Here is a 21,717-nt window from a genome sequence, read left to right as displayed (position 1 = left end):
GACCTGGGAAACTACGGCCACTTCACCTCGGGCGGCATCGAGCTGAGGATCGACTCGACGTTGCCGCCGGTCTTCAGGCCGAACATCGTGCCGCGGTCGTAGAGCAGGTTGAACTCCACGTAGCGGCCGCGCTGCACCAGCTGCTGCTCGCGCTCTTCCGGCGTCCAGGCCTCGCCCATCCGGCGGCGGACCAGCTCGGGATAGATCTCCAGGAACGCCTTGCCGACGTCCTGGGTGAAGGCGAAGTCCTTGGACCAGCCGCCGCTGTCGTGGTGGTCGTAGAAGATGCCGCCGACGCCGCGCGGTTCGTTGCGGTGGGGCAGGAAGAAGTACTCGTCGCACCAGGCCTTGTACTTGGCGTACCAGGTCGGGTCGTGGGCGTCGCAGGCGCGCTGGTAGGCGGCGTGGAAGTCGATGGCGTCCGGGAAGTCCTGCTGGCGCTGGTAGCCCAGCAGGGGCGTCAGGTCGCCGCCGCCGCCGAACCAGCTCTTCGTCGTGGCGATGAAGCGGGTGTTCATGTGCACGGCCGGCACGCGCGGGCTGCGCATGTGGGCGATCAGGCTGACGCCGGTGGCGAAGAAGCGTGGATCCTCGGCCGCGCCGGGGACGGTCTTGGCCATCTCGGACGTGAAGGTCCCGTGGACGGTCGAGACGTGGACGCCGACCTTCTCGAACAGGCGCCCGTGCATCATGCCCATCACGCCGCCGCCGCCGGCCTCGCGGTCCCACGGCTTGCGGACGAAGCGGCCGGGCTCGCCGGCGTAGAGCTCGGCGGGGGCCTCGTCCTCCAGCCGTTCGAATTCCGCGCAGATCTGGTCGCGCAGGCTTTCGAACCAGGCGCGGGCGGCGGCTTTCTTCCCATCGAGGGTCAGGGCGTCGGTCATGTCAGCCGATTAGGCCTTCGCCGCGCCGCGCGCAAATACGCAGCAGCGCGTAGCCCTAGACCGCCGGGAAGCCGTCGGTCTGCCGCAGGGCCTCGCCCAGGGCCATGGCCGCCGTCGTGGCCAGGTTCATCGAGCGGGCTTCGGGGCGCAGGGGGATCGTCAGGCGCGAGAAGGCGGCCTCGTGAACCTCAGGTGGCGCTCCGCGACTCTCGTTGCCGAACAACAGGGTGTCGCCCGCCTGGAAATCGAACTTGTGGAAGGGGGCCGTCGACTTGGTGGTGAACAGCAGCAACCGGCCCTCGCGACGTTCCGGCGCGGCGAGAAATGCATGCCACGAGGCGTGGCGGATCATGTGCGTCAACGGACCGTAATCCAGGGCCGCGCGTTTCAAGCTCTTGTCGTCCAAGGGGAAACTGCAGGGCTCGATGACGTCCAGACCCACCCCGAGGCAGGCGCCCAAACGGATCGCGGCGCCCACGTTCTGAGGAATGCCGGGTTGAAAAAGCGCGAGCCGCATTCTAAGCGAACCAACCATAGAGCCAGCAGGGGCATTTGCTGCGAATCGAAAGGGCTTGCGGACTTCGTCCGCGCGTCCGATAGGACGATCCGCTTTTGCCTGTTGTGGCGAAGACCCGTTCGCGGGTCCAGACAGTATGCGCCGACAGGCGTTTCTCCAGGCCGGGCCGTCTAGGCGGCGCGGCGGCATCGAAGGGTGACTTGGGTGGCCGACACCGCCGTGGGCGCAAAAACTGATCCGGCGCATGGGGAAGACCCCAGCCGTCGGGATTTCATCTACATCGCATCGATGACGGCCGCCGCCGGCGGCGCGGTCGCGTTGGCGTGGCCGTTCATCGACCAGATGAACCCCTCCGCCGATACGCGGGCCCTGGCGTCGATCGAGTTCGACGTGACCAAGGTCGGCGAAGGCCAGCAGGTCGTCGTCAAATGGCGCGGCAAGCCGCTCTTCGTGCGCAACCGCACCAAGGCCGAGATCGCCAAGGCGGTCGCGGACGACGGCGCGTCGATGAAGGATCCGCAGAAGGACGCCGATCGCGTGAAGCCGGGCAAGGCCCAGTGGCTGATCGTCGGCGGCAACTGCACCCACCTCGGCTGCGTCCCGACCTTCGGCGGCGGCGAGTACGGCGGCTGGTTCTGCCCGTGCCACGGCTCGGTCTACGACACCTCGGGTCGTATTCGTAAGGGGCCGGCTCCGAAGAACCTGATCGTTCCGGAGTACGCCTTCCTGTCCGACACCAAGGTCAAGATCGGTTAAGCGAGATGAGCGGACATTCGACCTACGAACCCAAGACCGGTTTCGAGCGCTGGCTCGACGCCCGTCTGCCGATCGTGCGCCTGGGCTACGACAGCTTCGTCGACTACCCCACGCCGCGTAACCTGAACTACTGGTGGACCTTCGGCGGCATCCTGTCGCTGTGCCTGGCCTCGCAGCTGATCACCGGCATCATCCTGGTGATGCACTACACCCCGAGCGCCGACCACGCCTTCGCCAGCGTCGAGCACATCATGCGCGACGTGAACTACGGCTGGCTGATCCGCTACATGCACGCCAACGGCGCGTCGATGTTCTTCATCGCCGTCTACATCCACATGCTCCGCGGCCTCTATTACGGCTCCTACAAGGCGCCGCGCGAAGTGCTGTGGCTGCTGGGCTGCGTGATCTACCTGCTGATGATGGCCACCGCCTTCATGGGCTACGTCCTGCCCTGGGGCCAGATGTCCTTCCACGGCGCGGTCGTGATCACCAACCTGTTCGGGGCCCTGCCGGTCGTGGGCGAAAGCATCACCACCTGGCTGTGGGGCGGCTTCGCCGTCGACAACCCCACCCTGAACCGCTTCTTCTCGCTGCACTACCTGCTGCCCTTCATGATCGCGGGCGTCGTGATCCTGCACATCTGGGCGCTGCACGTGGTGGGCCAGAACAACCCGACCGGCGTCGAGCCCAAGTCGAAGGCCGACACCGTGCCCTTCACCCCGTACGCGACGGTGAAGGACGGGTTCGCGATGAGCGTCTTCCTGATCCTCTTCGCCTGGTTCGTCTTCTTCATGCCCAACGCCCTGGGCCACGCCGACAACTACATCCCGGCCAACCCGCTGGTGACGCCGTCGCACATCGTTCCGGAATGGTACTTCCTGCCGTTCTACGCGATCCTGCGCGCCGTCCCGGACAAGCTGATGGGCGTGCTGGCCATGTTCGGCGCCATCGCCTGCCTGTTCGCCCTGCCGTGGCTGGACACCTCGAAGGTGCGCTCGATGCGCTACCGCCCGACCGCGAAGATCCACTTCTTCATCTTCGTCGTGGCGTGCTGCGTGCTGGGCGTCTGCGGCGCCAAGCTGCCGGACGATCAGGTCATCCCGGGCGTCACCACCTTCCAGCTGATGGCTTCGGACCTGAACAGCTTCGTCTGGCTCAGCCGCGTGGCCGCCCTGTACTACTTCGCTTTCTTCCTGGTGATCCTGCCGATGCTGGGCCTGACCGAAAAGACCCTGCCGGTGCCGGATTCCATCGCCTCTCCCGCCCTGTCGCACCCGGCCGCCGCGCCGGCCGAAGCGACCGCCGCGCCTGAAATGAAGGGCTGATCCCGATGCTGCGCAAACTCTCCGTCATCGCAGCGGTCGCGGGTTTCCTGGCGGCCGGCGTCGCCGGTCCGGCCCTGGCCGCCCACGGCGCCCTGCCGGCCAAGAAGGTCGAGTGGTCCTTCGACGGTCCGTTCGGCAAGTTCGACCAGGCCCAGCTGCAGCGTGGCTACAAGGTCTATCGGGAGGTCTGCTCGGCCTGCCACTCGATGAACCTGGTCGCGTTCCGCAACCTGGGCGACAAGGGCGGTCCGTTCTACGACAAGAAGTACCCGAACTCGAACGACAACCCGTACGTCAAGGCGATCGCCAAGGACTACGAGGTCGCCGACATCGACAACGAGACCGGCGACGCGATCAAGCGTCCGGCCACCCCGGCCGACCGCTTCCCCGCGCCGTTCCCGAACGAAGCCGCGGCCCGCGCCAGCAACGGCGGCGCCCTGCCGCCGGACATGTCGCTGCTGGCCAAGGCCCGCGAAGAGGGTCCGGACCACATCTACTCGATCGTCACCGGCTATGCGGCCCCGCCGCCCGGCCTGAAGATGGATCCGACCCAGCACTACAACAAGTACATGGCGGGCGACCTGTCCTCGTACTGGTCGGGCCCCAAGGAGCACGTCCCTCCGGGCGGCTTCATCGCCATGGCCCCGCCGATCAAGGCCGACCAGGTGACCTTCGACGACGGCACCAAGGCCACGCTCGACCAGGAAGCCAAGGACGTCGCGGCGTTCCTGATGTGGGCCGCCGAGCCCAAGCTGGAAGAGCGCAAGCAGACCGGCTTCGTGGTGCTGATCTACCTGCTGATCTTCGCGGGCCTGCTCTATGCGAGCTACCGCCAGGTCTGGAAGAACGAGTCGCACTGAGCGGCCTGTTCCAAGGCTTGAGACATCAGGGCCCGGCGGCGACGTCGGGCCCTTTTTCTATGTCCGTTCAGCGGTCGGCCGGGACGGGGGTCAGCCACAGGCGCCGGGGCCCGGGGTCCAGCCGCAGGCGATAGCCGGCCAGCACCTGGACGCCGAGCGCCCCCACCACGCCGTCGGGCAGGTCGCCGGCCCGCACGGCCGGCAGGTTCTCGCGCAGGGTCCCGTCCAGCGACAGCGCCCGCAGGGTTCCGGCCGGCTTCTGGCGCGGTCCGTCGGCGGCGCCGCGAACCCGCACCCCGCCGTTGGAAGCCGTGTCCAGGGCGAAGGGGCCGGAGACGCCCTTGAGGCCGTCCGAGGCCGCCGCGACGACCGTGGGCGCCCCGCCGACCACGGTGACCGGCAAGCCGCCCTTCCGCCCCCTCGAAGCGCTTCCCGGCCGCTCCAGCCGCAGGCGGCAGGGCGAGAAGTCCAGGGTGACCGCGTAGCGGTCCAGGATGTCGGCGCCGATCACCCCGGCGATCGGCGTGGAGAAGCCGACGGCGCGATAGTCCAGGCTCTGCACCGCGATCGGCGCGGCCTCGACGGTCCGGCCCGCCAGGCGCACCGGCAGGGTCAGGGCGGTGTCGGTGAAGCCCGCGCGTTGGGCGATGTCGACGTGCAGCAGGGTGCGGGGCGCCGACAGGTCGATGACGTAGTCGCCGGCGATGCCGCCGATCGCGGCCGGGGCGACGACCGCGCCGTTCTCGAACCAGCACGCCGTCTCGCCCGCCCCCCGTGGTCCAGCCACGGCCGGAGCGGCCCGCGCCGCCAGCAGGCTCAGGATCAGCAGGGAGGCGGCGCGACGCATGGGTCGATCCTAGCCAAGGTTTCGACCGTCGGCGACCGCTCTCGGCAGCGCGATCAGGGGCCTGCCCAGCCCGCGTCGGGCGGGACCATCGCCTTGGGGAAGTTGGCCGGGTAGACCACCTGTTCAAGGCCGGTCACCTGCATTTCGCAGCGACCCGTGGCGGAGGGGCAGAACATCGTCCCCGTGGCGCTGACGGTGAGGCCTTGGAGAGACGTTAAGGTCAACGGCGTCCGGGTCTTGAAGCGCCGCCCGTAGTCCACGCCGATCATCACCTCCAAGATGTGCTCGAGCGCCTGGCGGGCCTGGCTGTCCGGCAGGGTTCGATACCGGATCGCGGCGCAGTCAGACGGATAGTTCAGCAGCGAGTCGTGCCGACCCATGGTCAGCGTCGTCCGGATCGCGAACTTGCGGCCGACATAGTCGCGCGGCGCGGCCGCCACGGCGCAGGCGTCGACCGTGGGCGCCGGAGCGACGGCGGCGGCGGCGAGGATCAGGGCGATCATGCCTCGCCCCGGCCGCCGCCCGACCGCTGGAACAGCTGCAGGGTGCGCAGCATGGCCAGGCTGGCGCTGTCGGCGTGATAGCCGTTGGGCGCCACGAAGGCGTGGCCGGCGTCGTACAGCCAGACCGGAAGGTCCGGATGGGCGGCGGAGATTTTCTCGACGTCGGCCAGCGGGATCATCTGGTCCGTGCGGCCGAAGTGCAGGATGGTCGGGACCTTGGGCTGCTCGTCGACATAGCTGGCGATGTCGCCGCCGTAGAAGCACGACACGGCCGTCAGGCCGGTGCAGCGGGCCGAGGCCAGCCAGGCCGTCGTGCCGCCGAAGCAGAAGCCCATGGCGAAGACCTTGTCGCCCTTGTCCGCCAGGGCGTCGATCGCCGCCTGCACGCGGGGCAGGGCCGCAGCGCCCCAGCCGCTGGCCAGGCCCAGGGTCATCCGCAGGTCCAGGTTCGGCGGGTCGAGGTCGGCGGTGGGGAAGGGGGCGTCCGCGGCGTCCAGCAGGCTGGGCGCGATCACCTCGTAGCCCTGATCGGCCAGGCTGTCGGACAGGGCCCGGATGTGCGGCGTCACCCCCCAGATGGCGTGCAGGATCACCAGCCCGCCCCGCCGCGCGTCGCCGGGCGGGGCGTGGTAGGCCGAGACGGGCTCGCCGTCGGCCGTCGTCAGGGTGATCCGCTCGCCCATCTAGCCCTTCTTCTTGTCGGCCAGGGTGCACGCGGCCCCCGCGCTTTTGGCCTCGTCGCAGGTCAGCGACGACTGGACCGCGGTCGAGCCGGGCGCCGGGGCGTCGACGATGTAGCCGCCGCCGTTCTTGCAGGCGATCTCGTAGCGCAGGATCGGCGGGTCGCCGCCCCCGCCCAGGAACGTCCCGTCGGCCACCACGCAACCGGGCGAGGCCTTGGCGGCCAGGGGCTTGAGGCCGGCGACCGGCGCGGCGTTGCCGGGCAGGCCGCAGACCATGCCCTTGGGCCAGGACTTGCCGGCGGCCAGGGCCCCGGTGTCCAGGGCCAGGCAGTCGTTCAGCTGGGGCTTGCCGTCGGCGCCCGTGCTGATGATCCAGCCCAGGGCGTCCTTGCAGGCGATCTCGTATTCGGGCTTGCTGCTGGGGCGGGTCGACAGCGGCGCGGCGTCGATCACCTCGCACGGCGCGTGCAGGTCGCCGGCGATCTTGGCGGCGGCCCGCACCTGCATCGGATTGCCCGGTTCGCGCTTCGTCAGGCGGGCGGTCGGGCGATTGATCGAGCTGTATTCGGACATGTAGTACTGCTGGGTGCCGGAAGGCGCGACGGGCTGCGGCGGGCCCGTCTGGGCGAGCGCGCCCCCAGCGAGCCCCGCCAGGGCGGCGGTCAGGACGAACAGGCGGCCGATCTTCAGCATGGGAAACCCCCGACGGATTTGACTGAGCCTTAGGTTGTATCGGCTTGGGCCGCGCCGCAAGCCCCGGCGACGCTAACCGGCGCCGTGGGCCCGGAACAGCTCCAGCGACCGCTGGCGGGCCAGCCTGGCGTCGTCGAGGTCGGAGTCGGGGCGGCCGTCGTTGTTGAAGCCGTGGCCGCTGTTCTCGTAGATGAACACGGGCACGTCCGGGTGCGCCTGACCGAGCTTGGCCTTCACGTCGTCGGCCGGGATATGGCCGTCCTTGCGGCCCAGGTGGACGACGACCGGCGCGTTCAGCGGCAGCGCGGCGTTGGCGGCGATCATGCTGCCGTAATAGGCCGCCCCGGCCGCCAGGCCCTTCAGCTTGCCCGCCGCCAGCCAGACCAGAGACCCGCCCAGGCAGTAGCCGACCGCGAACACCGGCCCGCGCGGGGCCAGCTCGTCGATGCAGGCCTGGATGTCGGACAGCATGGCGTCCAGCCCCACCGCGCCGACATTGGCGACGCCGGTCTGGAAGCCCTGGGGGTCGTGCTCGGCCACGTAGCCGGGCGTCACGCGGTCGAAGATCGACGGGGCCAGGACCTCGAAGCCCAGGGCCGACCAGCGCGTCACGTCGGCGTGGACGTACTGGTCCAGGCCGAAGATCTCCTGCACCACCACGATCCCCCCCTTGCGCTCGCCCTGAGGCTGGGCGTGGGCGGCGGTGAACTGGAAGCCGTCGATGGCGGAGGTCAGGGTGACGGTGTCGGTCATGGGGTGAACTCTGCTACGGGCTGTTGAGCCGGCCGACATCGAAGGTCAGGCCGTCCGGGGTCTGCTGGAAATGGAAGGGGAAGCCCATGATGCGGATCGTGGGCTGCTTGGTGGTGTCCGCCACGGGTTGGCAGGCGCGCGGCTCGAGAGGCGAGGTCGGCGCGAGGTCGGTCCAGGGGTCCTCGTTGATCCTGTATCGCGTCCGCCAGCCGACGAAGCGCCCTTCGGAGCACAGCTCCACGCCGATGTGGGCCGTGATCGGGGGATCGAACGCCTGGGGGCGGAAGCCGACCGGGCCGACCTTGCCCATGACGCGGATCAGGCCGAGCCCGTCGAACCCGATCGCGAAGGGGGATCCGTTCGAAATCCAGATGGCGTCGAGCTTGCCGTCGCCGTCCTCGTCGCTGAGGCAGTTGAGCGTCCGGTCGGCGGCCACGCGGGTGTCGCACCAGACGGTGCGCGCGCCGCCGTCCTTCAGGGACAGCTCGGCCTTCACCAGGGGCAGGCCGGCGGGGAGGGTCCGATAGCGCAGGCCGCCCTTGATCCCGTCGTCCAGGATCGCGGTCTCGGTCGCCCGCCAGCTGATGTCCAGCGCCAGGGTGGACTTGCCGACCGGTCCGGGCGGCGCGGTCCAGACCGGCTGGCCGGTCGAGGCGACCTTGGCCACCCCCATCTGGATTGCGGCGGCGGCGGGAAGGGCCGAGGCGATCACCGCCCCCGCCGTCATGGCCGCCGCGATCCCCCCGATCCTCATCCGCCGCCCCCAGCCCGGTCCGTCTAGACGTTGAACCGGAAGTGCATCACGTCGCCGTCCTTGACGACGTAGTCCTTGCCTTCGGCCCGCATCTTGCCGGCTTCCTTGGCGCCGTTTTCGCCCCCCAGACGGACGAAGTCGTCATAGGCGATGGTCTCGGCGCGGATGTAGCCCTTCTCGAAGTCGGTGTGGATCACGCCGGCCGCCTGCGGGCCGGTGTCGCCCACGTGGATGGTCCAGGCGCGGGCCTCCTTGGGGCCGACCGTGAAATAGGTCTGCAGGCCCAGCAGGTTGTAGGCCTCGCGGATCAGACGGTTCAGGCCGGGCTCCGACAGGCCCAGCGTCTCGAGGAACTCGGCGCGCTCCTCGGCGTCCAGCAGGGCGATCTCGCTCTCGATCTGGGCCGAGATCACGACGGCCTTGGCGTTGTCCTTGGCGGCGCGTTCGGCGACCAGGTCGCTGTACTTGTTGCCCTTGTCGGCGCTGCCTTCCTCGACGTTGCAGACATAGAGGGCCGGCAGCGAGGTCAGCAGCTGCAGCATGTGCCAGGCCTTCTCGTCCTCCTTGTCCACCACGGCGGCGCGGGCCGGACGGCCCTCGCGCAGCTGGGCCAGGGCCAGGTTGATCAGGCGCAGGGTGTTGGCGGCGTCCTTGTCGCCGCCGGACTTGGCCTTCTTCTCGATGGCCGGCAGGCGCTTTTCCAGGCTCTCCAGGTCGGCCAGCATCAGCTCCATCTCGATGATCTCGAGATCGCTGAGCGGGTCGATGCGGCCCTCGACGTGGGTGATGTCGTCGTCCTCGAAGCAGCGGGCCACGAAGGCCACGGCGTCGCAGTCGCGGATGTTGGCCAGGAACTGGTTGCCCAGGCCCTCGCCCTTCGACGCGCCGCGCACCAGGCCGGCGATGTCGACGAAGGTGATCCGGGCCGGGATGATCTCCTTGGAGCCGGCGATCTTGGCCAGGGCGTCCAGGCGCGGCTCGGGCACGGCCACGTCGCCGGTGTTGGGCTCGATCGTGCAGAAGGGATAGTTCGCGGCCTGGGCGGCGGCGGTCTGCGTCAGCGCGTTGAACAGGGTGGACTTGCCGACATTGGGCAGGCCGACGATGGCGACTTTAAGGGCCATGGAACTCTCGGTGGATTTCGTTGGCGCGCGCTTAGCATGGATCGGCGGGGAAGTCCTGTTTGGTGCAAGCCGCGCCCGCGAACACTTGCCCCCTACGGACCGCTTCGCGGTCGTCTTCCCCCGCAGGGGGAAGAGCGCTGGTGCGAAGGCTCCGCCCCCTACGGGGGCGGACAGGCGGCGAAGCCGCCAGGTGGGGGCAAGGGAGTGAGCCACGGCTTTTTCGCCTCACGCGATCTCTCGCTGAAGGTATGGAAAGGGCTGCGGAGCGCCGGACATCGTCCGGAAGAAGTTAGAGAATACCGTTTCGACGAAGCCCGTTCGCTCCGCGCGGTCGTTATCCGGAAGCGCGACGGCGCTGAGTTCTCTTAGAACCTCGCCGCCTTGAAGCCTCCGACGGACGGGCCAGGTCAACGACACCCGGTCCCGGACCGCGAGCCTGTCACAGCCCGCCTGCTGCTCAATCGGCCCCCATCCAACGCTGTATCCGTGTTCCGAGCCCAGCCGGCACCAGATGGATGGAGTTTGATCCTTTCGGACCGCCGAAGGAGCTTCCCGCTCGATCGCCCCCCGCCGCCGCATCGGTCGCTGGCCATGCGCCCTTTCCCGCGTCGAGGTGGGTAAAGGATACGGGCGGTCTGGAGGGTGAGGACCAAATCGGGTCGAGAAAGTTCAGGGCGTTGAAAACGCTGAACTTCATCCGCTATCCGCCGAGCATAAGTCGCCCACTCGGAACCCTCTCCCATAGGGAGAGGGTAGGGTGAGGGGTTACGGCGCCCGCCGGCGCGCCGGCAATGCGGCGGCAGCCAAACCTGACGGGATGTAACCCCTCACCCTCCCACGCCTTCGGCGCGGGCCCCCTCCCTCTCCCTCTGGGAGAGGGGGTATCGCTCTGTCGGCCGTCCGACGGACGCGGGGCGCGGAACCTGCCTAGCCTGGGCTCGGATCAGGAGCGCGCCGAGGGGCTGGCGACTTGGGGCAGACCTACACCTTCGTGGCCTTGACGGCGGACGGCCGCTCGCCGTTCCTCGACGTCCGCGTCTTCGAGAACGGCGAGGACCCGGCGGTCCATGCGCGCGAACTGCTGGCCGAGCACCGCAGCTGCGCGCGGATCGAGGTCTGGGACGGCGTCGTCCGCCTGTTCGAGGTGGGGCGCGACCCCGCCTGAGGCCTATTTCTTGCCGTCGACCACGTGGGTGGTCGGACGGTCGTCGCCGGCCGACAGCTCGTCGCGCCAGCGGCCGCGCTCATCCTCGTAGGAGATGCCGGTGTCCTCGCCCGCGATCCGCTGCTCGCCGGCCGCGCGCTGGGCCGCGTGCAGGGCCGCGTCGTGGGTCTTGAAGGTCTCGGAGAACACGTCGCCCACCTTGTAGGCCCAGCCGCCGTCGTGCTCGACGATGAGGTAGGTGATGTCGGTCATGGGACGGCTCCGTTGAAAGGCTCGTTTTTGAAACTGCGCCTCGATGGCCACGGTTCCAAGCGGGAAGTCTTGAATGGAGCGGCTGTGATCCTTCTCCCGCACGCCCTCACGCGCTCGTCATCCCGGGCCTTGTGCCCGGGAACCCTGGTTCAGCTCGCATGTGGAGCGCATTGGCGCGCCGCACCTGCGGCGGACAGAGGGGTCCCGGACACAAGGCCCGGGATGACGGCCTTAGCTGTTGGCGCTGAGATCCAGCCCTAAGCCACCTTCACCCGCGCCGCGCTCTCGGGCAGGTCGGTCCCGAACGCGCGCTGGAAGAACTCCGCCACGGTCGGCCGCTCCAGCTCGTCGCACTTGTTCAGGAAGGTCAGGCGGAAGGCCAGGCCGACGTCCTTGTCGAAGATCTCGGCGTTCTGGGCCCAGGTGATCACCGTGCGCGGGCTCATGACGGTCGAGATGTCGCCGTTCATGAAGGCGTTGCGGGTCATGTCGGCCACGCGGACCATGGCGGCGATCGCGCGCTTGCCGTCCGGCGTGTCGTAGGACGGGTTCTTGGCCAGGACGATGCCGGCCTCGACGTCGTGGTCGAGGTAGTTCAGCGTGGTGACGATCGACCAGCGGTCCATCTGGCCTTGGTTGATCTGCTGGGTGCCGTGATAGAGGCCCGTGGTGTCGCCCAGACCGATGGTGTTGGTCGTCGAGAACAGGCGGAAGTACGGGTTGGCGCGGATGACGCGGTTCTGGTCCAGCAGGGTCAGCTTGCCGCCGGCCTCCAGCACGCGCTGGATGACGAACATCACGTCCGGGCGGCCGGCGTCGTATTCGTCGAACACCAGGGCGATCGGGCGCTGCAGGGCCCACGGAAGAATGCCTTCGCGGAATTCGGTGACCTGCTTGCCGTCCTTCAGGACGATGGCGTCCTTGCCGACCAGGTCGATCCGCGACACGTGGCTGTCGAGGTTCACCCGCACCAGCGGCCAGTTCAGCCGGGCGGCGATCTGCTCGATGTGCGTCGACTTGCCGGTGCCGTGATAGCCCTGGACCATCACCCGGCGGTCGTTGGCGAAACCGGCGCAGATGGCCTTGGTCGTCTGCGGGTCGAACCGGTAGGCGGTGTCGATGTCCGGGACGTGGCTGTCCTTGTGGCTGAAGGCGGGCACCTTCATGTCGCTGTCGACGCCGAACGCGTCGCGGAGCGTCACCCACTTGTCGGGGGCCAGGGTGATCAGGGGATCGGCGGCGTGGCTGTCGGTCAGGTCGGGCATGATGCTTTTCGCTTACCGCTTTGACGTGGGGGGAGGGAAGGGCGAAGGCCAGTCCTGCATGGAAAAAACACCACGCGAACGCAAACGCCCCGGACGGTTGGACCGTCCGGGGCGCTCGCTACAGGTCTTGGAAGGCTCTTCGAGAAGGGCCTAGTTGTTGGCGATGATCACCGAGGCGATCAGGCCGGTGGCGATGGCCGCCAGGACGTACTGGTCGTTCACGCGCTGCCAGCGGTAGCCGCGGGGCGGGGCGCGCAGGCCGTGGCGGCGATAGTCGCTCACATAGTAGCCGTTGCCGCGATAGCGGGCGTCCAGGCGCTGGCCGCGCTGCCAGCGACGGTAGTCGCGGCGCTCGTCGCGGCGGTCGTAGCGATGGTCGCGGCGATCGTCGTGACGGTCGTAGCGGCTGTCGTGACGCTGGTCGTAGCGATGGTCGTCGTAACGTTGGCCCGCGGCCATGGCCGTCCCCGACAGGGCGGTCCCGGCCAGCAGGGTGGCGGCCAGGGTGGTGATGATCAGACGCTTCATAACGAGGTCCTTTCCTGTTGCGTGGCAGTCCGACACTGCCGAACCTCTTCGATAGTCCGACACTAGCGAGAGTGGTTTGGACCGGGGATGAACGGCGCTGGTCAGGAATGGTTCATCATGTTTCGAGGACGAAACATTTCGATGATCGCCTAGAATACTGGAGGGCGCGAAATCCAGTTTTGTGCGTTCACTTGCACATGATGCGTTTTCCAGCCTTTCGACCTCGCCGGGATTTGCCGCGACTGCTCGCGGCGGCGCGCGGCGAGCTCGGCGCCGTGGCCGCCCTGCTGGTGCTGGCGGGCGGCGCCCTGGCCTTCCTGGACCTGTCCGAGGACGTGGCCGAGGGCGACACCGCCGCCTTCGACCTGGCCGTGCTCAAGGCCCTGCGGCTGCCGGGCGATCCCAACAGCCTGGTCGGGCCCAAATGGCTGCACGTGGCCGCCGCCGACGTGACCGCCCTGGGCTCGATCACCGTGCTGACCCTGGTCGTGACCCTGGCCCTGGCCCTGATGCTCAGCCTCAGGCGCTGGAGCGAGGCCCTGGTGGTGCTGGTCGGGGCCGGCGGCGGGGTGGCGATCAGCCAGGGCCTCAAGCAGCTGTTCGGGCGCGAGCGGCCGGACATTGTCTATCGCGCGGTCGAGGCGGCCAATCCCAGCTTCCCCTCCGGCCACGCCATGCTGTCGGCCGTGGTGTTCCTGACCCTGGGCGCCCTGGCGGCGCGGTTCGCCACCCTCAAGCGGGTCAAGGCCCTGGCCCTGGGCGCGGCGGTGCTGCTGAGCCTGCTGGTCGGGGCGTCGCGGATCTATCTGGGCGTCCACTGGACCAGCGACGTCCTGGCCGGCTGGAGCCTGGGCGCGGCCTGGGCCATGGCCTGCTGGGTGGCGGCGTGGTGGTGGGAACGCAGGACGGGGCGGCGGCTCGACCCGGGTCGCGAAGGTCGATAGTCTCCCTGGGGTTGCGAGGGGGCGGGTGATGCGGAAAGCGGGTTTCGCGGGCGGTGTCGTCCTGGTCGTCGCCGCGACCCTGGCGGCCTGCGGGGCGCCGGACGCGCCGGCGCCGGTCCCGGCTCGTCCGGCCCCAGCGGCCGCGATCGACCCCAACGCCATGACCCCCGCCGAGATCGAGGCCGACCGCCAGCAGAATCTCGCCTTCGAGCGCGACCAGGAGACGGCGCCGTTTTCCCGCTGGCCGGGCGTCGCGCGGCGGCAGGGCGACGTCCTGGTCGTCCATGTCGGCGGCCGCGACGTCGCCAGCTTCACCGACACCGGCTATTGCGACGGCTTCGACCAGTGCGCCCGCTGGCGCTTCCGGGGCGTCTGGCGCCTGGGCGGGCGCGACTATCCGTGGCTGACCTTCTTCCACGGCGAGGGCGAGGAGATGGCCTATCTGGTCGACGCCGCCGGCGGACTGGTCAGCGCCTTGGGCGACCCCTCGGCCTCTCCGGACGGCCGCTGGCTGGTGATCGCCAATGAGGATCCGGACAGCGGCGGCGGCGTGAGCGTCTTCGAAGCCGGCCCGCGCGGCCTGCGGCTGGCGGCGGCCAGCGACATCGCCGCCTGCCGGGCGGGGGCGTGGAAGGACAACGGACGGCTGGCCGTGACCTGCGCCGAGTCCGACCCGGCGAAGGGCGAGCGGCTGGTGGCGGCCGACCTGGTCGCGGGCGAGGTCGGGTGGCGGATCGAGCCTCGCGCCGAGCTGGACGCCAAGACGCGCCAGCCCCTGGCCCGGCCGAGCCGGCCTCTGGTCGGCCTCGACGTGCCGCTGATCCTGAACGAGCACCCCGCCGACGTCGCCTACGAGGTCGAGAAGGGCTACCGGCTGCTTTGAGCGGAGAAGGCCGCTACTTCGCCAGCCCGGACTTCTGCAGGGTCTTGTAGGCCTTGATCACCCGCTGGAGCTTGTGCTCGGCGCTGCGGTCGCCGCCGTTCATGTCCGGGTGGCAGCGCTTGAGCAGGTCCTTGTAGCGGGCGCGGATCGCCGCGCCGTCGGCGCCGGCCTCCAGGTCGAGGTCGGCCAGGGCCTGGCGTTCCAGCTTGCCCAGCTGGCGGCCGGCGGCGGCCGATTCGGCCTTGCGCTGCTGGGCGCGGAACAGGCCGAACGGATCGTTCAGGTGACGGGCGTCGCGGGCGGCGGCGGCGGCGGCCTCGCGCGAGCGCGAGTCGGCCTTCATCGACCAGGTCGGCCGGCCGCCGGTCATCTTCTCCTGCTCCTGCTGGGCGCGGATCTGGCCCTCGCTCATGCCGGCGTAGAAGTTCCAGTTCTTGTTGTACTCGGCCGCGTGGCGCTGGCAGAAATTGTAGTAGACCCCCGGCAGGTCGCGCGACTTGGGCGCCTTGGCCGTGGCGGCCGAGCGGCATTCGGGGTGATCGCAGCGCACTTCGCCCGGTTTCAGGGCGTAGACGTCGTTCTCCCGCGCCGCTTCCTCCGGCGATTTCGGGGGGCGGACACGGATGTCGAAAAACTTGGGGCGATATTCGAAGTCGGCGCTCATGGCGCTTAGAGTAAGCCGCAGCTATTTGCGTTCAAGGATTGACAAGCAAGGAAGCCGCCATGGGCGCCGTCGCAGACACCATCGCCGCCAAACTGAACCGCGCGTTTTCGCCGACGAGGCTGGAGGTCGTCGACGACAGCCACCGCCATCAGGGCCATGCCGGACATCGCGAGGGCGGGGAGAGCCACTTCAACCTGCTGATCGAGGCCGAGGCCTTTGCGGGCAAGGCCCGCGTGCAGCGCCAGCGCCTGATCTTCCAGGCCCTGGCCGAGGAGATGGCGGGCCCCGTGCACGCCCTGTCGATCGTCGCCAAGGCGCCGGGCGAAGCTTGACCCTTTGGCGTGAAAACGGACTTGCCAGGGCGGCCCGCGACTGATTGCCTCTGCGCCCGGCGCGATCCCGCAAAGACGCGGTTTCCGCCGGCGACGAGGCCGGCATGAGCGCAACCGACACCACCACCCCGATCCCCATCTTCCTGGACGAGGACAGCGAGGCCGCCCTGGCCTCCGCCCTGCCGGCCCTGCTGGCGCGGTCCTACGCCCGCTATTCGAACTTCACGGTCGCCGCCGCGGTGATCGACGCCGACGGCCGCGCCCACCTGGGGGTCAATGTCGAGAACGCCGCCTATCCGTCGGGCACCTGCGCCGAGCAGACGGCGATCGGGGCGATGGTCACGGCGGGCGGGCGCAAGATCGCCAAGGTGCTGATCGCCGCCGGCTCCGACGCCGTGGTCCAGCCCTGCGGCGCCTGCCGCCAGCGCATCGCCGAATTCGCCGCCGACACCTGCGAGATCGTCTCGGTCCAGGGCGGCAAGGCCACGCGCCGCACGCCGTTCTGGAGCCTGCTGCCCGACTCGTTCGGCCCCAGGGACCTGGATTGAGGAATCTGGACTAGCGGCAACGAAAAAAGGGCGGCCCGCAGGCCGCCCTTCCCGAGGTTCCGGAAACCGGTCAGAGGCCGCCGGGGCCGCAGTCGGTCTTCAGGTAGTTCTCGATCTCGGTCAGCTGGGTCTCCAGCATGGCCGGGGTCATGAAGTTGTACTGGTGACCCATGTCCTTGATCTCGAGGTACTTGTAGGTCTTGCCGGCCGCCTTCAGGGCCCCGACGAAGCGGCGGGATTCCTCGACCTCGACCGTCTGGTCGCGATCGCCGTGATAGATGAAGATCGGGATCGAGACGTTCTTGGCGTTGGGCATCGGGTCCATGCCGTCGATGGTCGGGCGCTGGTATTCCCGCAGGAAGCGGTCGTTGAAGGTCTCGCCCTGGAAGCGCTTGATCTCGGCCACGCCCGCCCCGGCCACCGAGCACTGGTAGAGGCCGTTGGGACGGATGGCGGCGGCGTAGGCCGCGTAGCCGCCGTAGGAGTAGCCGAACAGGGCGATGCGGTCGGGCGCGGCCAGCTTCTGGTCGATCAGGTACTTGGCCGCGTCGTCGTTGTCGTCCTGCATGGTCTTGCCCCACTGGGCGTCGCCGGCCCGGGCCAGCTTGGAGCCCCAGCCTTCCGACCCGCGGAACTGGGGCTGGATCACCACATAGCCCCGGGCGGTGAAGTACTTGGTCCAGCCCGAGACGTCCCAGTCCAGATGGTCGCGGGCCGAGGGGCCGCCGTGCGGCAGGACGATGGCGGGGTAGGGGCCCTCGCCGTAGACGTCCTTGGGCGGGGTGTGCAGGAAGGCCGGGATCATCAGGCCGTCGCGGGCCTTGTATTCCACCAGCCGAGACTCGCCCAGCTTGGCGGCGGCCAGCTGCGGGCGCGACTTGCCCAGCAGGGTCAGCTTGGTCCCGTCGGTCAGCAGGTAGTATTCCGGCGGCAGGTTCGGGCCCGACTTGCGGATCAGGACGTACTTCTTGTCCTTGGACCAGTCGGCGATCTCGGCGCCCGCGCCGTCGGGATAGCTGAACTTGGCGGTGGGCGCGCCGCCGGGATCGGTCCAGGCCAGGCTGACGGTCTTGACCCCGAGAGCGGACGGCAGGTTCTTGGCGACGCCCGCCAGGGTGGGGTCGACCCAGTAGTTGCGAGCGGTCTCGGCCTCGTAGTCGAAGCCCAGCAGCTTGCCGTCGTCGTCGAGGATCGGACCGCCCGCGTCGAACAGTTTGATCTCGAAGGCCGGCTCCGTGATCTTCTTCTGCGCGATGTCGTACTCGTAGATACCGGTCTTGTCGGCGTCGCCCTGGCGGACGTTGACATAGATGATGTTGGGGTCGTCGCTGAAGCCGACCACGGTCATCAGGTTGCGGTCCTTGGCGTAGGAGCGCCAGTGCTCCACCCATTCGCCGGTCTTCGGATCGCGGATCTGCTGGCCGATATAGACCTTGCCGGCGTCGAAATCGACCTTCTGGCGGGCGCGCAGCTCGCCCTTGTGGTCGGCCTGCAGGCCGCCGAAGTGGTCGGAGCCCCGGGTCACCCGGTCGGCCGAGCCGTCGTACAGGTCGACCTTGTAGACGTCGCCCGAGCCGGTGAAGTTGGTGTTCAGCACCAGGATGTGGCGCGGATCGTTGGGCATCCGGCTCAGGATCGAGGGGTTGCTGACGGCCTGGGCGAACTGCTCGTCCTCGGTCTTGCCCCGGTTCTCGGGCAGGGCCGGCTTCCAGTCCGAGCCCTTCAGGTCGGTGATGTAGAGCTTCTGCAGGTGGGTCTTGGTCGCGCCGTAGGTCCAGGTCTGCTGGGCCAGGACCGCCAGGCGGTCGTTCTTGACGAAGTTCATCCCCATCAGCTGCATCTTGGCCGAACCCAGGATGGTCGGGGCCTTGTCGGGATTGGCGGTCTCCCAGATGGCGATGACCTTGTTCTCGCCGTCCTGCGAGACCAGGCCGGCGATGTGCTGGCCGTCCGGCGAGATGCTGACGTTGTCGATCTGGGCGTAGCGGGCGAAGTCCTTGGCGACCGGCGGCGCGGCCGGCGCCTGGGCCTGAACCGCCAAGGGCGCCGTCGCCAGACAGAATGCGGCGCCGACGAGCAATCCTAAATTGTATGAACGCATGTTGCTGCCCAAAGTCCTCGGATTGGAAAAAGATTCCGTTTTGTAAGCGTGGTCTTACTTCGCGTCGGTCCCTTCCCCGACACGCGCGGCGACCGACGAAACACCCCCGCCTAGGGTAATCTATCCAGATTGCATCGGTCTCCAACCCACCGTTTGCCGGTGGAACGCCGCACAATGCGGCGCCGTGTCGCATTCGTGGCGGCACTGTGACCAGATTGTAACGCTGTTCGGCCGAAGTTTGCTCACGCGCTTCTTATCGTTGAGCGACGCAGTGAAGGTGAATAGCGTTCTCCGCAATCGGGGGTGACGCAATTTTTTTGTCGTGTCCCCGACATGCTAAAAATTGAGGGGTCCATATGCTTGATCGCAAGTCACTGCTCACAAGTTCAATCTTGGCGGGTGTCATCGCTCTGTCGGCCGCGCCGACAGCCTTCGCCCAGACGTCGAGCTCGTCGACCGCCTCCTCGGACAGCGAAGTCGAAGCCCTGGTCGTCACCGGTTCGCGCATCAAGCGGAACGAATACACCAGCGCTTCGCCGATCCAGGTGATCACTTCGGAGCAATCCACCCTGCAAGGCCTGGCCGACACCGGGGACATCCTGCAGAAGTCGTCGGCCGCCAGCGGTTCGTTCCAGTCGAACAACCTGCTGACCGGCTATGTGATCACCGGCGGTGAGAACATCAGCAGCATCTCGCTGCGCGGCCTGGGCGCCAACCGCACCCTGGTCCTGCTGAACGGCCGCCGCCTGGCGCCGGCCGGCCAGGGCGGCACCGTCGGCCCGGTCGACCTGAACGTCCTGCCGTCGTCGATCATCGACCGCACCGAAATCCTGAAGGACGGCGCCTCGTCGATCTACGGCTCCGACGCCGTGGCCGGCGTCGTCAACATCATGACCAAGAAGGACTTCGACGGCGTCGAGCTGAACGTCTACGGCTCGGTCCCGGCCCGCGGCGAAGGCGAGACCTATCGGATCTCGGGCACCGCCGGGAAGGTGTTCGACAAGGGCTACATCAACCTGACCGCCGACTACAACGAGCAGAAGGCGCTGAAGGTCAAGGACCGCAAATACACCTCCTGCGCCGAAGACTACCGCTTCGACGCCGTGACCGGCGAGCGCGTCGACTTCATCGATCCGGCGACCGGCCACTACAAGTGCTACAACGCGGTCAACAACGCCTGGCAGGCGGCCGACGTCTACGGCGGCATCTTCCAGTACGACCCGACCCTGTCCAAGGCCCCTCCCGGCGGCTATCCGGCGGCGGGCCTGACCACGCGCGGCTTCCTGCCCGACTGGGTGCGCGCCGCCCGCGCCGGCCAGCCGGCCACCTATCCGTACGCCAACTACGACAACGCGGCCTACCAGAACTCGGACGCGATCTCGCCCGTCAAGCGCGGCACGATCTACCTGACCGGCAGCTATGACATCACGCCGAACGTCGAGGCCTACACCGAAGTGCTGCTGAACCGCCGCAAGTCGTCGGGCACCAGCATCATGTACCTGTTCGAGACCGTGTCGGGCGACAACCCCAACAACTCGGTCGCCGCGGGCCTGCAGGCCGGCGGCGCGTCGGGCGACGCGATCCCGCTGATCCTGCTGCCGCACTTCCAGCGCGAGACGATCGACTACGGTCGTGTCGTCGGCGGCCTGCGCGGCACGATCAACGGCGCCGGCTTCCTGAACAACTGGGACTGGGACGTCTACGGCCAGTACGGCAAGTCCGACGCCAAATACACCAGCGACTTCATCTACGCCGACCGCGTCTACGCCACCACCGGCGGCAGCGGCCTGGGCTGCGACCCGTCCGAGATCACGATCTCCGGCGGCTCGTGCATGAACATCGACTACTTCAATCCGAACGTGCTGGCCGGCAACCTCACCCCGGCCCAGAAGGCCTTCCTGATCGGTCAGGAAACCGGCACGACCAAGTACACCCAGTACTCGTTCGAAGGCTCGATCAGCGGTGACCTGTTCACCCTGCCGGCCGGCCCGGTCGGCGCGGCGTTCGGCGCCACCTACCGCAAGGACAAGCTGGACGACACCCCCGGCTTCAATGCCCAGAACGCCAACTACTGGGGCTACAGCACCGCGGGCCGCACGGCCGGCAGCGACGACGTGAAGGAAATCTACGGCGAACTGGCCATCCCGATCTTCAAGGACCTGCCGGCGATCGAGAAGCTGGATCTGAGCCTGTCGGGCCGCTACACCGACTACAAGAGCTACGGTTCGGACGAGACCTACAAGGTCGGCCTGAACTGGCAGCTGTCGTCGGCCTTCCGCATCCGCTCGTCGTACGGCACCTCGTTCCGCGCCCCGGCGCTGTACGAACTGTACCTGGCTGACCAGACCTCGTTCTTCAACGGCGTCGACCCCTGCCGTCGCTGGGGTGAATCGACCAACACCCGCCTGCAACAGAACTGCGCGGCCGCCGGCATCCCCGACGACTACGTGGAATCCTCGACCCCGCTGGTCAGCACCGGCGGCGGCGTGGGCCGCCTGAAGGCCGAAACCTCCAAGGCCGCGACCTTCGGCGTGATCTGGACCCCCAGCTTCATGGACCTGAGCCTGGCGCTGGACTACTTCGACATCGAGGTGAACAACGAAGTCGCCAACTTCGGGGCCGGCAACATCCTCAACGCCTGCTACGGCGGCAACAACTACCCGAACGACTTCTGCTCGCTGTTCAACCGTGACCCGGTCAGCCACGACGTCACGATCATCAACGACAACTACCTGAACGTCGCCAGCCAGAAGAACCGCGGCCTGGACTTCAACTCGCGCTACCAGCACGAGTTCACCGCCGGCAAGCTGACCATCGACGGTCAGTTCACCTGGCAGTTCGAGGACGTCACCAACCTGCTGGAAGGCGGCGAGCCGGACGACCACAACGGCGAAACCACCGAGCCGGACTTCACCGGCGTGATCAACACCCGGTTCGACCACAACGACTGGACGGTCAACTGGGCGGTCGACATGTACGGCAAGGCCTCGGACACCGAGCTGATTGACGGTGGCGATATCCACTCGAGCACCCGGTACAACAAGAACCTGTACTCCAAGCAGTACACCGAGTTCACGGCGTACCACTCGCTGACCGTGCGCAAGAAGTTCGACAACCTGTCGGTCCAACTGGGCGTGCTGAACGTCTTCGACGAACTGCCCCCGGCCCAGTCGGCCGGCCAGTTCCGGATCGGCGTCTCGGCGCTGAACGCCTACGACCTGCGCGGTCGCCGGTTCGTGTTCGAGATCAACAAGCGCTGGTAGTCCCGCCAGCCCCGCCGCCGACCCTCACGGGCCGGCGGCGTCGGCGGGAACCCGGACGCAAGACAAAAGGAAA

23 protein-coding genes are annotated in these 21,717 nt (G+C 68.3%); 9 read left to right on the top strand and 14 right to left on the bottom strand.

The window, feature by feature from the left end:
* Positions 1-11 precede the first annotated feature (11 nt).
* Both hemF and WAE60_RS14680 read right to left on the bottom strand, forming a co-directional pair.
* Positions 12-884 carry an oxygen-dependent coproporphyrinogen oxidase gene (gene hemF, locus WAE60_RS14685; protein ID WP_337687285.1) on the bottom strand — a complete coding sequence of 291 codons (873 nt, stop codon included), beginning with the start codon at positions 882-884 and terminating at the stop codon, positions 12-14.
* Between the two features lie 55 nt (positions 885-939).
* Complete coding sequence (locus WAE60_RS14680) at positions 940-1,401, bottom strand: tRNA (cytidine(34)-2'-O)-methyltransferase (RefSeq protein ID WP_337687283.1); 462 nt, start codon at positions 1,399-1,401, stop codon at positions 940-942.
* A 204-nt stretch (positions 1,402-1,605) separates the two neighbouring features.
* On the opposite strand from WAE60_RS14680, the gene petA reads away from it, so the two are divergent.
* The 3 genes from petA to WAE60_RS14665 are packed head-to-tail and all read left to right on the top strand — an operon-like array spanning position 1,606 to position 4,342.
* Entirely contained in the window at positions 1,606-2,157 is a 552-nt protein-coding gene (gene petA, locus WAE60_RS14675; protein WP_029912163.1) for a ubiquinol-cytochrome c reductase iron-sulfur subunit, read from the top strand.
* A 5-nt stretch (positions 2,158-2,162) separates the two neighbouring features.
* Positions 2,163-3,482, top strand: coding sequence for a cytochrome b N-terminal domain-containing protein (locus WAE60_RS14670; RefSeq protein WP_029912166.1), 1,320 nt, complete (start codon positions 2,163-2,165; stop codon positions 3,480-3,482).
* 5 nt (positions 3,483-3,487) lie between these two features.
* Complete coding sequence (locus WAE60_RS14665; protein ID WP_029912169.1) at positions 3,488-4,342, top strand: cytochrome c1; 855 nt, start codon at positions 3,488-3,490, stop codon at positions 4,340-4,342.
* Between the two features lie 67 nt (positions 4,343-4,409).
* Here the strand turns inward: WAE60_RS14665 and WAE60_RS14660 are convergent, their stop codons facing one another.
* From WAE60_RS14660 to ychF, 7 genes are all read right to left on the bottom strand, one after another.
* Positions 4,410-5,189 (bottom strand): hypothetical protein, encoded by a 780-nt coding sequence (locus WAE60_RS14660; RefSeq protein WP_337687281.1) that lies wholly within the window; start codon positions 5,187-5,189, stop codon positions 4,410-4,412.
* A 53-nt stretch (positions 5,190-5,242) separates the two neighbouring features.
* Positions 5,243-5,692, bottom strand: coding sequence for a hypothetical protein (locus WAE60_RS14655; RefSeq protein ID WP_337687279.1), 450 nt, complete (start codon positions 5,690-5,692; stop codon positions 5,243-5,245).
* Complete coding sequence (locus WAE60_RS14650) at positions 5,689-6,375, bottom strand: dienelactone hydrolase family protein (RefSeq protein WP_337687277.1); 687 nt, start codon at positions 6,373-6,375, stop codon at positions 5,689-5,691. Before WAE60_RS14650 ends, WAE60_RS14655 begins: the two co-directional genes overlap by 4 nt.
* Complete coding sequence (locus WAE60_RS14645) at positions 6,376-7,068, bottom strand: hypothetical protein (protein WP_337687275.1); 693 nt, start codon at positions 7,066-7,068, stop codon at positions 6,376-6,378.
* A gap of 72 nt (positions 7,069-7,140) precedes the next feature.
* Entirely contained in the window at positions 7,141-7,821 is a 681-nt protein-coding gene (locus tag WAE60_RS14640) for a dienelactone hydrolase family protein (RefSeq protein ID WP_337687273.1), read from the bottom strand.
* 13 nt (positions 7,822-7,834) lie between these two features.
* Complete coding sequence (locus WAE60_RS14635) at positions 7,835-8,575, bottom strand: hypothetical protein (RefSeq protein WP_337687272.1); 741 nt, start codon at positions 8,573-8,575, stop codon at positions 7,835-7,837.
* Positions 8,576-8,598: 23 nt separating this feature from the next.
* Positions 8,599-9,699, bottom strand: coding sequence for a redox-regulated ATPase YchF (ychF, locus tag WAE60_RS14630; RefSeq protein ID WP_029912190.1), 1,101 nt, complete (start codon positions 9,697-9,699; stop codon positions 8,599-8,601).
* Positions 9,700-10,669: 970 nt separating this feature from the next.
* Between ychF and WAE60_RS14625 the strand changes: the two genes are divergently transcribed.
* Complete coding sequence (locus WAE60_RS14625) at positions 10,670-10,864, top strand: hypothetical protein (protein WP_029907117.1); 195 nt, start codon at positions 10,670-10,672, stop codon at positions 10,862-10,864.
* Between the two features lie 3 nt (positions 10,865-10,867).
* Here the strand turns inward: WAE60_RS14625 and WAE60_RS14620 are convergent, their stop codons facing one another.
* The 3 genes from WAE60_RS14620 to WAE60_RS14610 form a co-directional block, all read right to left on the bottom strand.
* The gene (locus WAE60_RS14620; RefSeq protein WP_029907118.1) at positions 10,868-11,116 is read right to left on the bottom strand and encodes a DUF2188 domain-containing protein; all 249 of its coding nucleotides are present in this window, start codon (positions 11,114-11,116) and stop codon (positions 10,868-10,870) included.
* Positions 11,117-11,373: 257 nt separating this feature from the next.
* Positions 11,374-12,381: a cobaltochelatase subunit CobS gene (cobS, locus tag WAE60_RS14615; RefSeq protein ID WP_337687269.1), complete on the bottom strand. Its 1,008-nt coding sequence runs from the start codon at positions 12,379-12,381 to the stop codon at positions 11,374-11,376.
* Positions 12,382-12,531: 150 nt separating this feature from the next.
* On the bottom strand, positions 12,532-12,909 hold the full coding sequence (locus tag WAE60_RS14610; protein ID WP_029907120.1) for an RcnB family protein: 378 nt from the start codon (positions 12,907-12,909) through the stop codon (positions 12,532-12,534).
* A gap of 197 nt (positions 12,910-13,106) precedes the next feature.
* Here WAE60_RS14610 and WAE60_RS14605 point away from each other — a divergent pair, with 197 nt between their 5' ends.
* The gene (locus WAE60_RS14605) at positions 13,107-13,853 is read left to right on the top strand and encodes a phosphatase PAP2 family protein (RefSeq protein WP_029907121.1); all 747 of its coding nucleotides are present in this window, start codon (positions 13,107-13,109) and stop codon (positions 13,851-13,853) included.
* Between the two features lie 28 nt (positions 13,854-13,881).
* On the top strand, positions 13,882-14,736 hold the full coding sequence (locus WAE60_RS14600) for a hypothetical protein (protein ID WP_337687266.1): 855 nt from the start codon (positions 13,882-13,884) through the stop codon (positions 14,734-14,736).
* 13 nt (positions 14,737-14,749) lie between these two features.
* Here the strand turns inward: WAE60_RS14600 and WAE60_RS14595 are convergent, their stop codons facing one another.
* Positions 14,750-15,400: a J domain-containing protein gene (locus WAE60_RS14595; RefSeq protein WP_029907123.1), complete on the bottom strand. Its 651-nt coding sequence runs from the start codon at positions 15,398-15,400 to the stop codon at positions 14,750-14,752.
* Positions 15,401-15,459: 59 nt separating this feature from the next.
* Between WAE60_RS14595 and WAE60_RS14590 the strand changes: the two genes are divergently transcribed.
* Both WAE60_RS14590 and cdd read left to right on the top strand, forming a co-directional pair.
* Positions 15,460-15,732: a BolA family protein gene (locus WAE60_RS14590; RefSeq protein WP_029907124.1), complete on the top strand. Its 273-nt coding sequence runs from the start codon at positions 15,460-15,462 to the stop codon at positions 15,730-15,732.
* Between the two features lie 104 nt (positions 15,733-15,836).
* Entirely contained in the window at positions 15,837-16,280 is a 444-nt protein-coding gene (cdd, locus tag WAE60_RS14585) for a cytidine deaminase (protein ID WP_337687265.1), read from the top strand.
* A gap of 70 nt (positions 16,281-16,350) precedes the next feature.
* On the opposite strand, the gene WAE60_RS14580 is transcribed toward cdd, so the two are convergent.
* The gene (locus WAE60_RS14580; RefSeq protein ID WP_051695025.1) at positions 16,351-18,321 is read right to left on the bottom strand and encodes an alpha/beta fold hydrolase; all 1,971 of its coding nucleotides are present in this window, start codon (positions 18,319-18,321) and stop codon (positions 16,351-16,353) included.
* A 452-nt stretch (positions 18,322-18,773) separates the two neighbouring features.
* Between WAE60_RS14580 and WAE60_RS14575 the strand changes: the two genes are divergently transcribed.
* Positions 18,774-21,644, top strand: a complete 2,871-nt coding sequence (locus tag WAE60_RS14575) for a TonB-dependent receptor (protein ID WP_051695027.1) — start codon at positions 18,774-18,776, stop codon at positions 21,642-21,644.
* Positions 21,645-21,717: the final 73 nt, after the last annotated feature.

It is taken from the genome of Caulobacter sp. CCG-8 (genome assembly GCF_037402475.1).
Taxonomy (GTDB): Bacteria; Pseudomonadota; Alphaproteobacteria; order Caulobacterales; family Caulobacteraceae; genus Caulobacter.
Note: the sequence above shows the minus strand (reverse complement) of the source record. Positions and strands in the feature narration are given on the sequence as shown.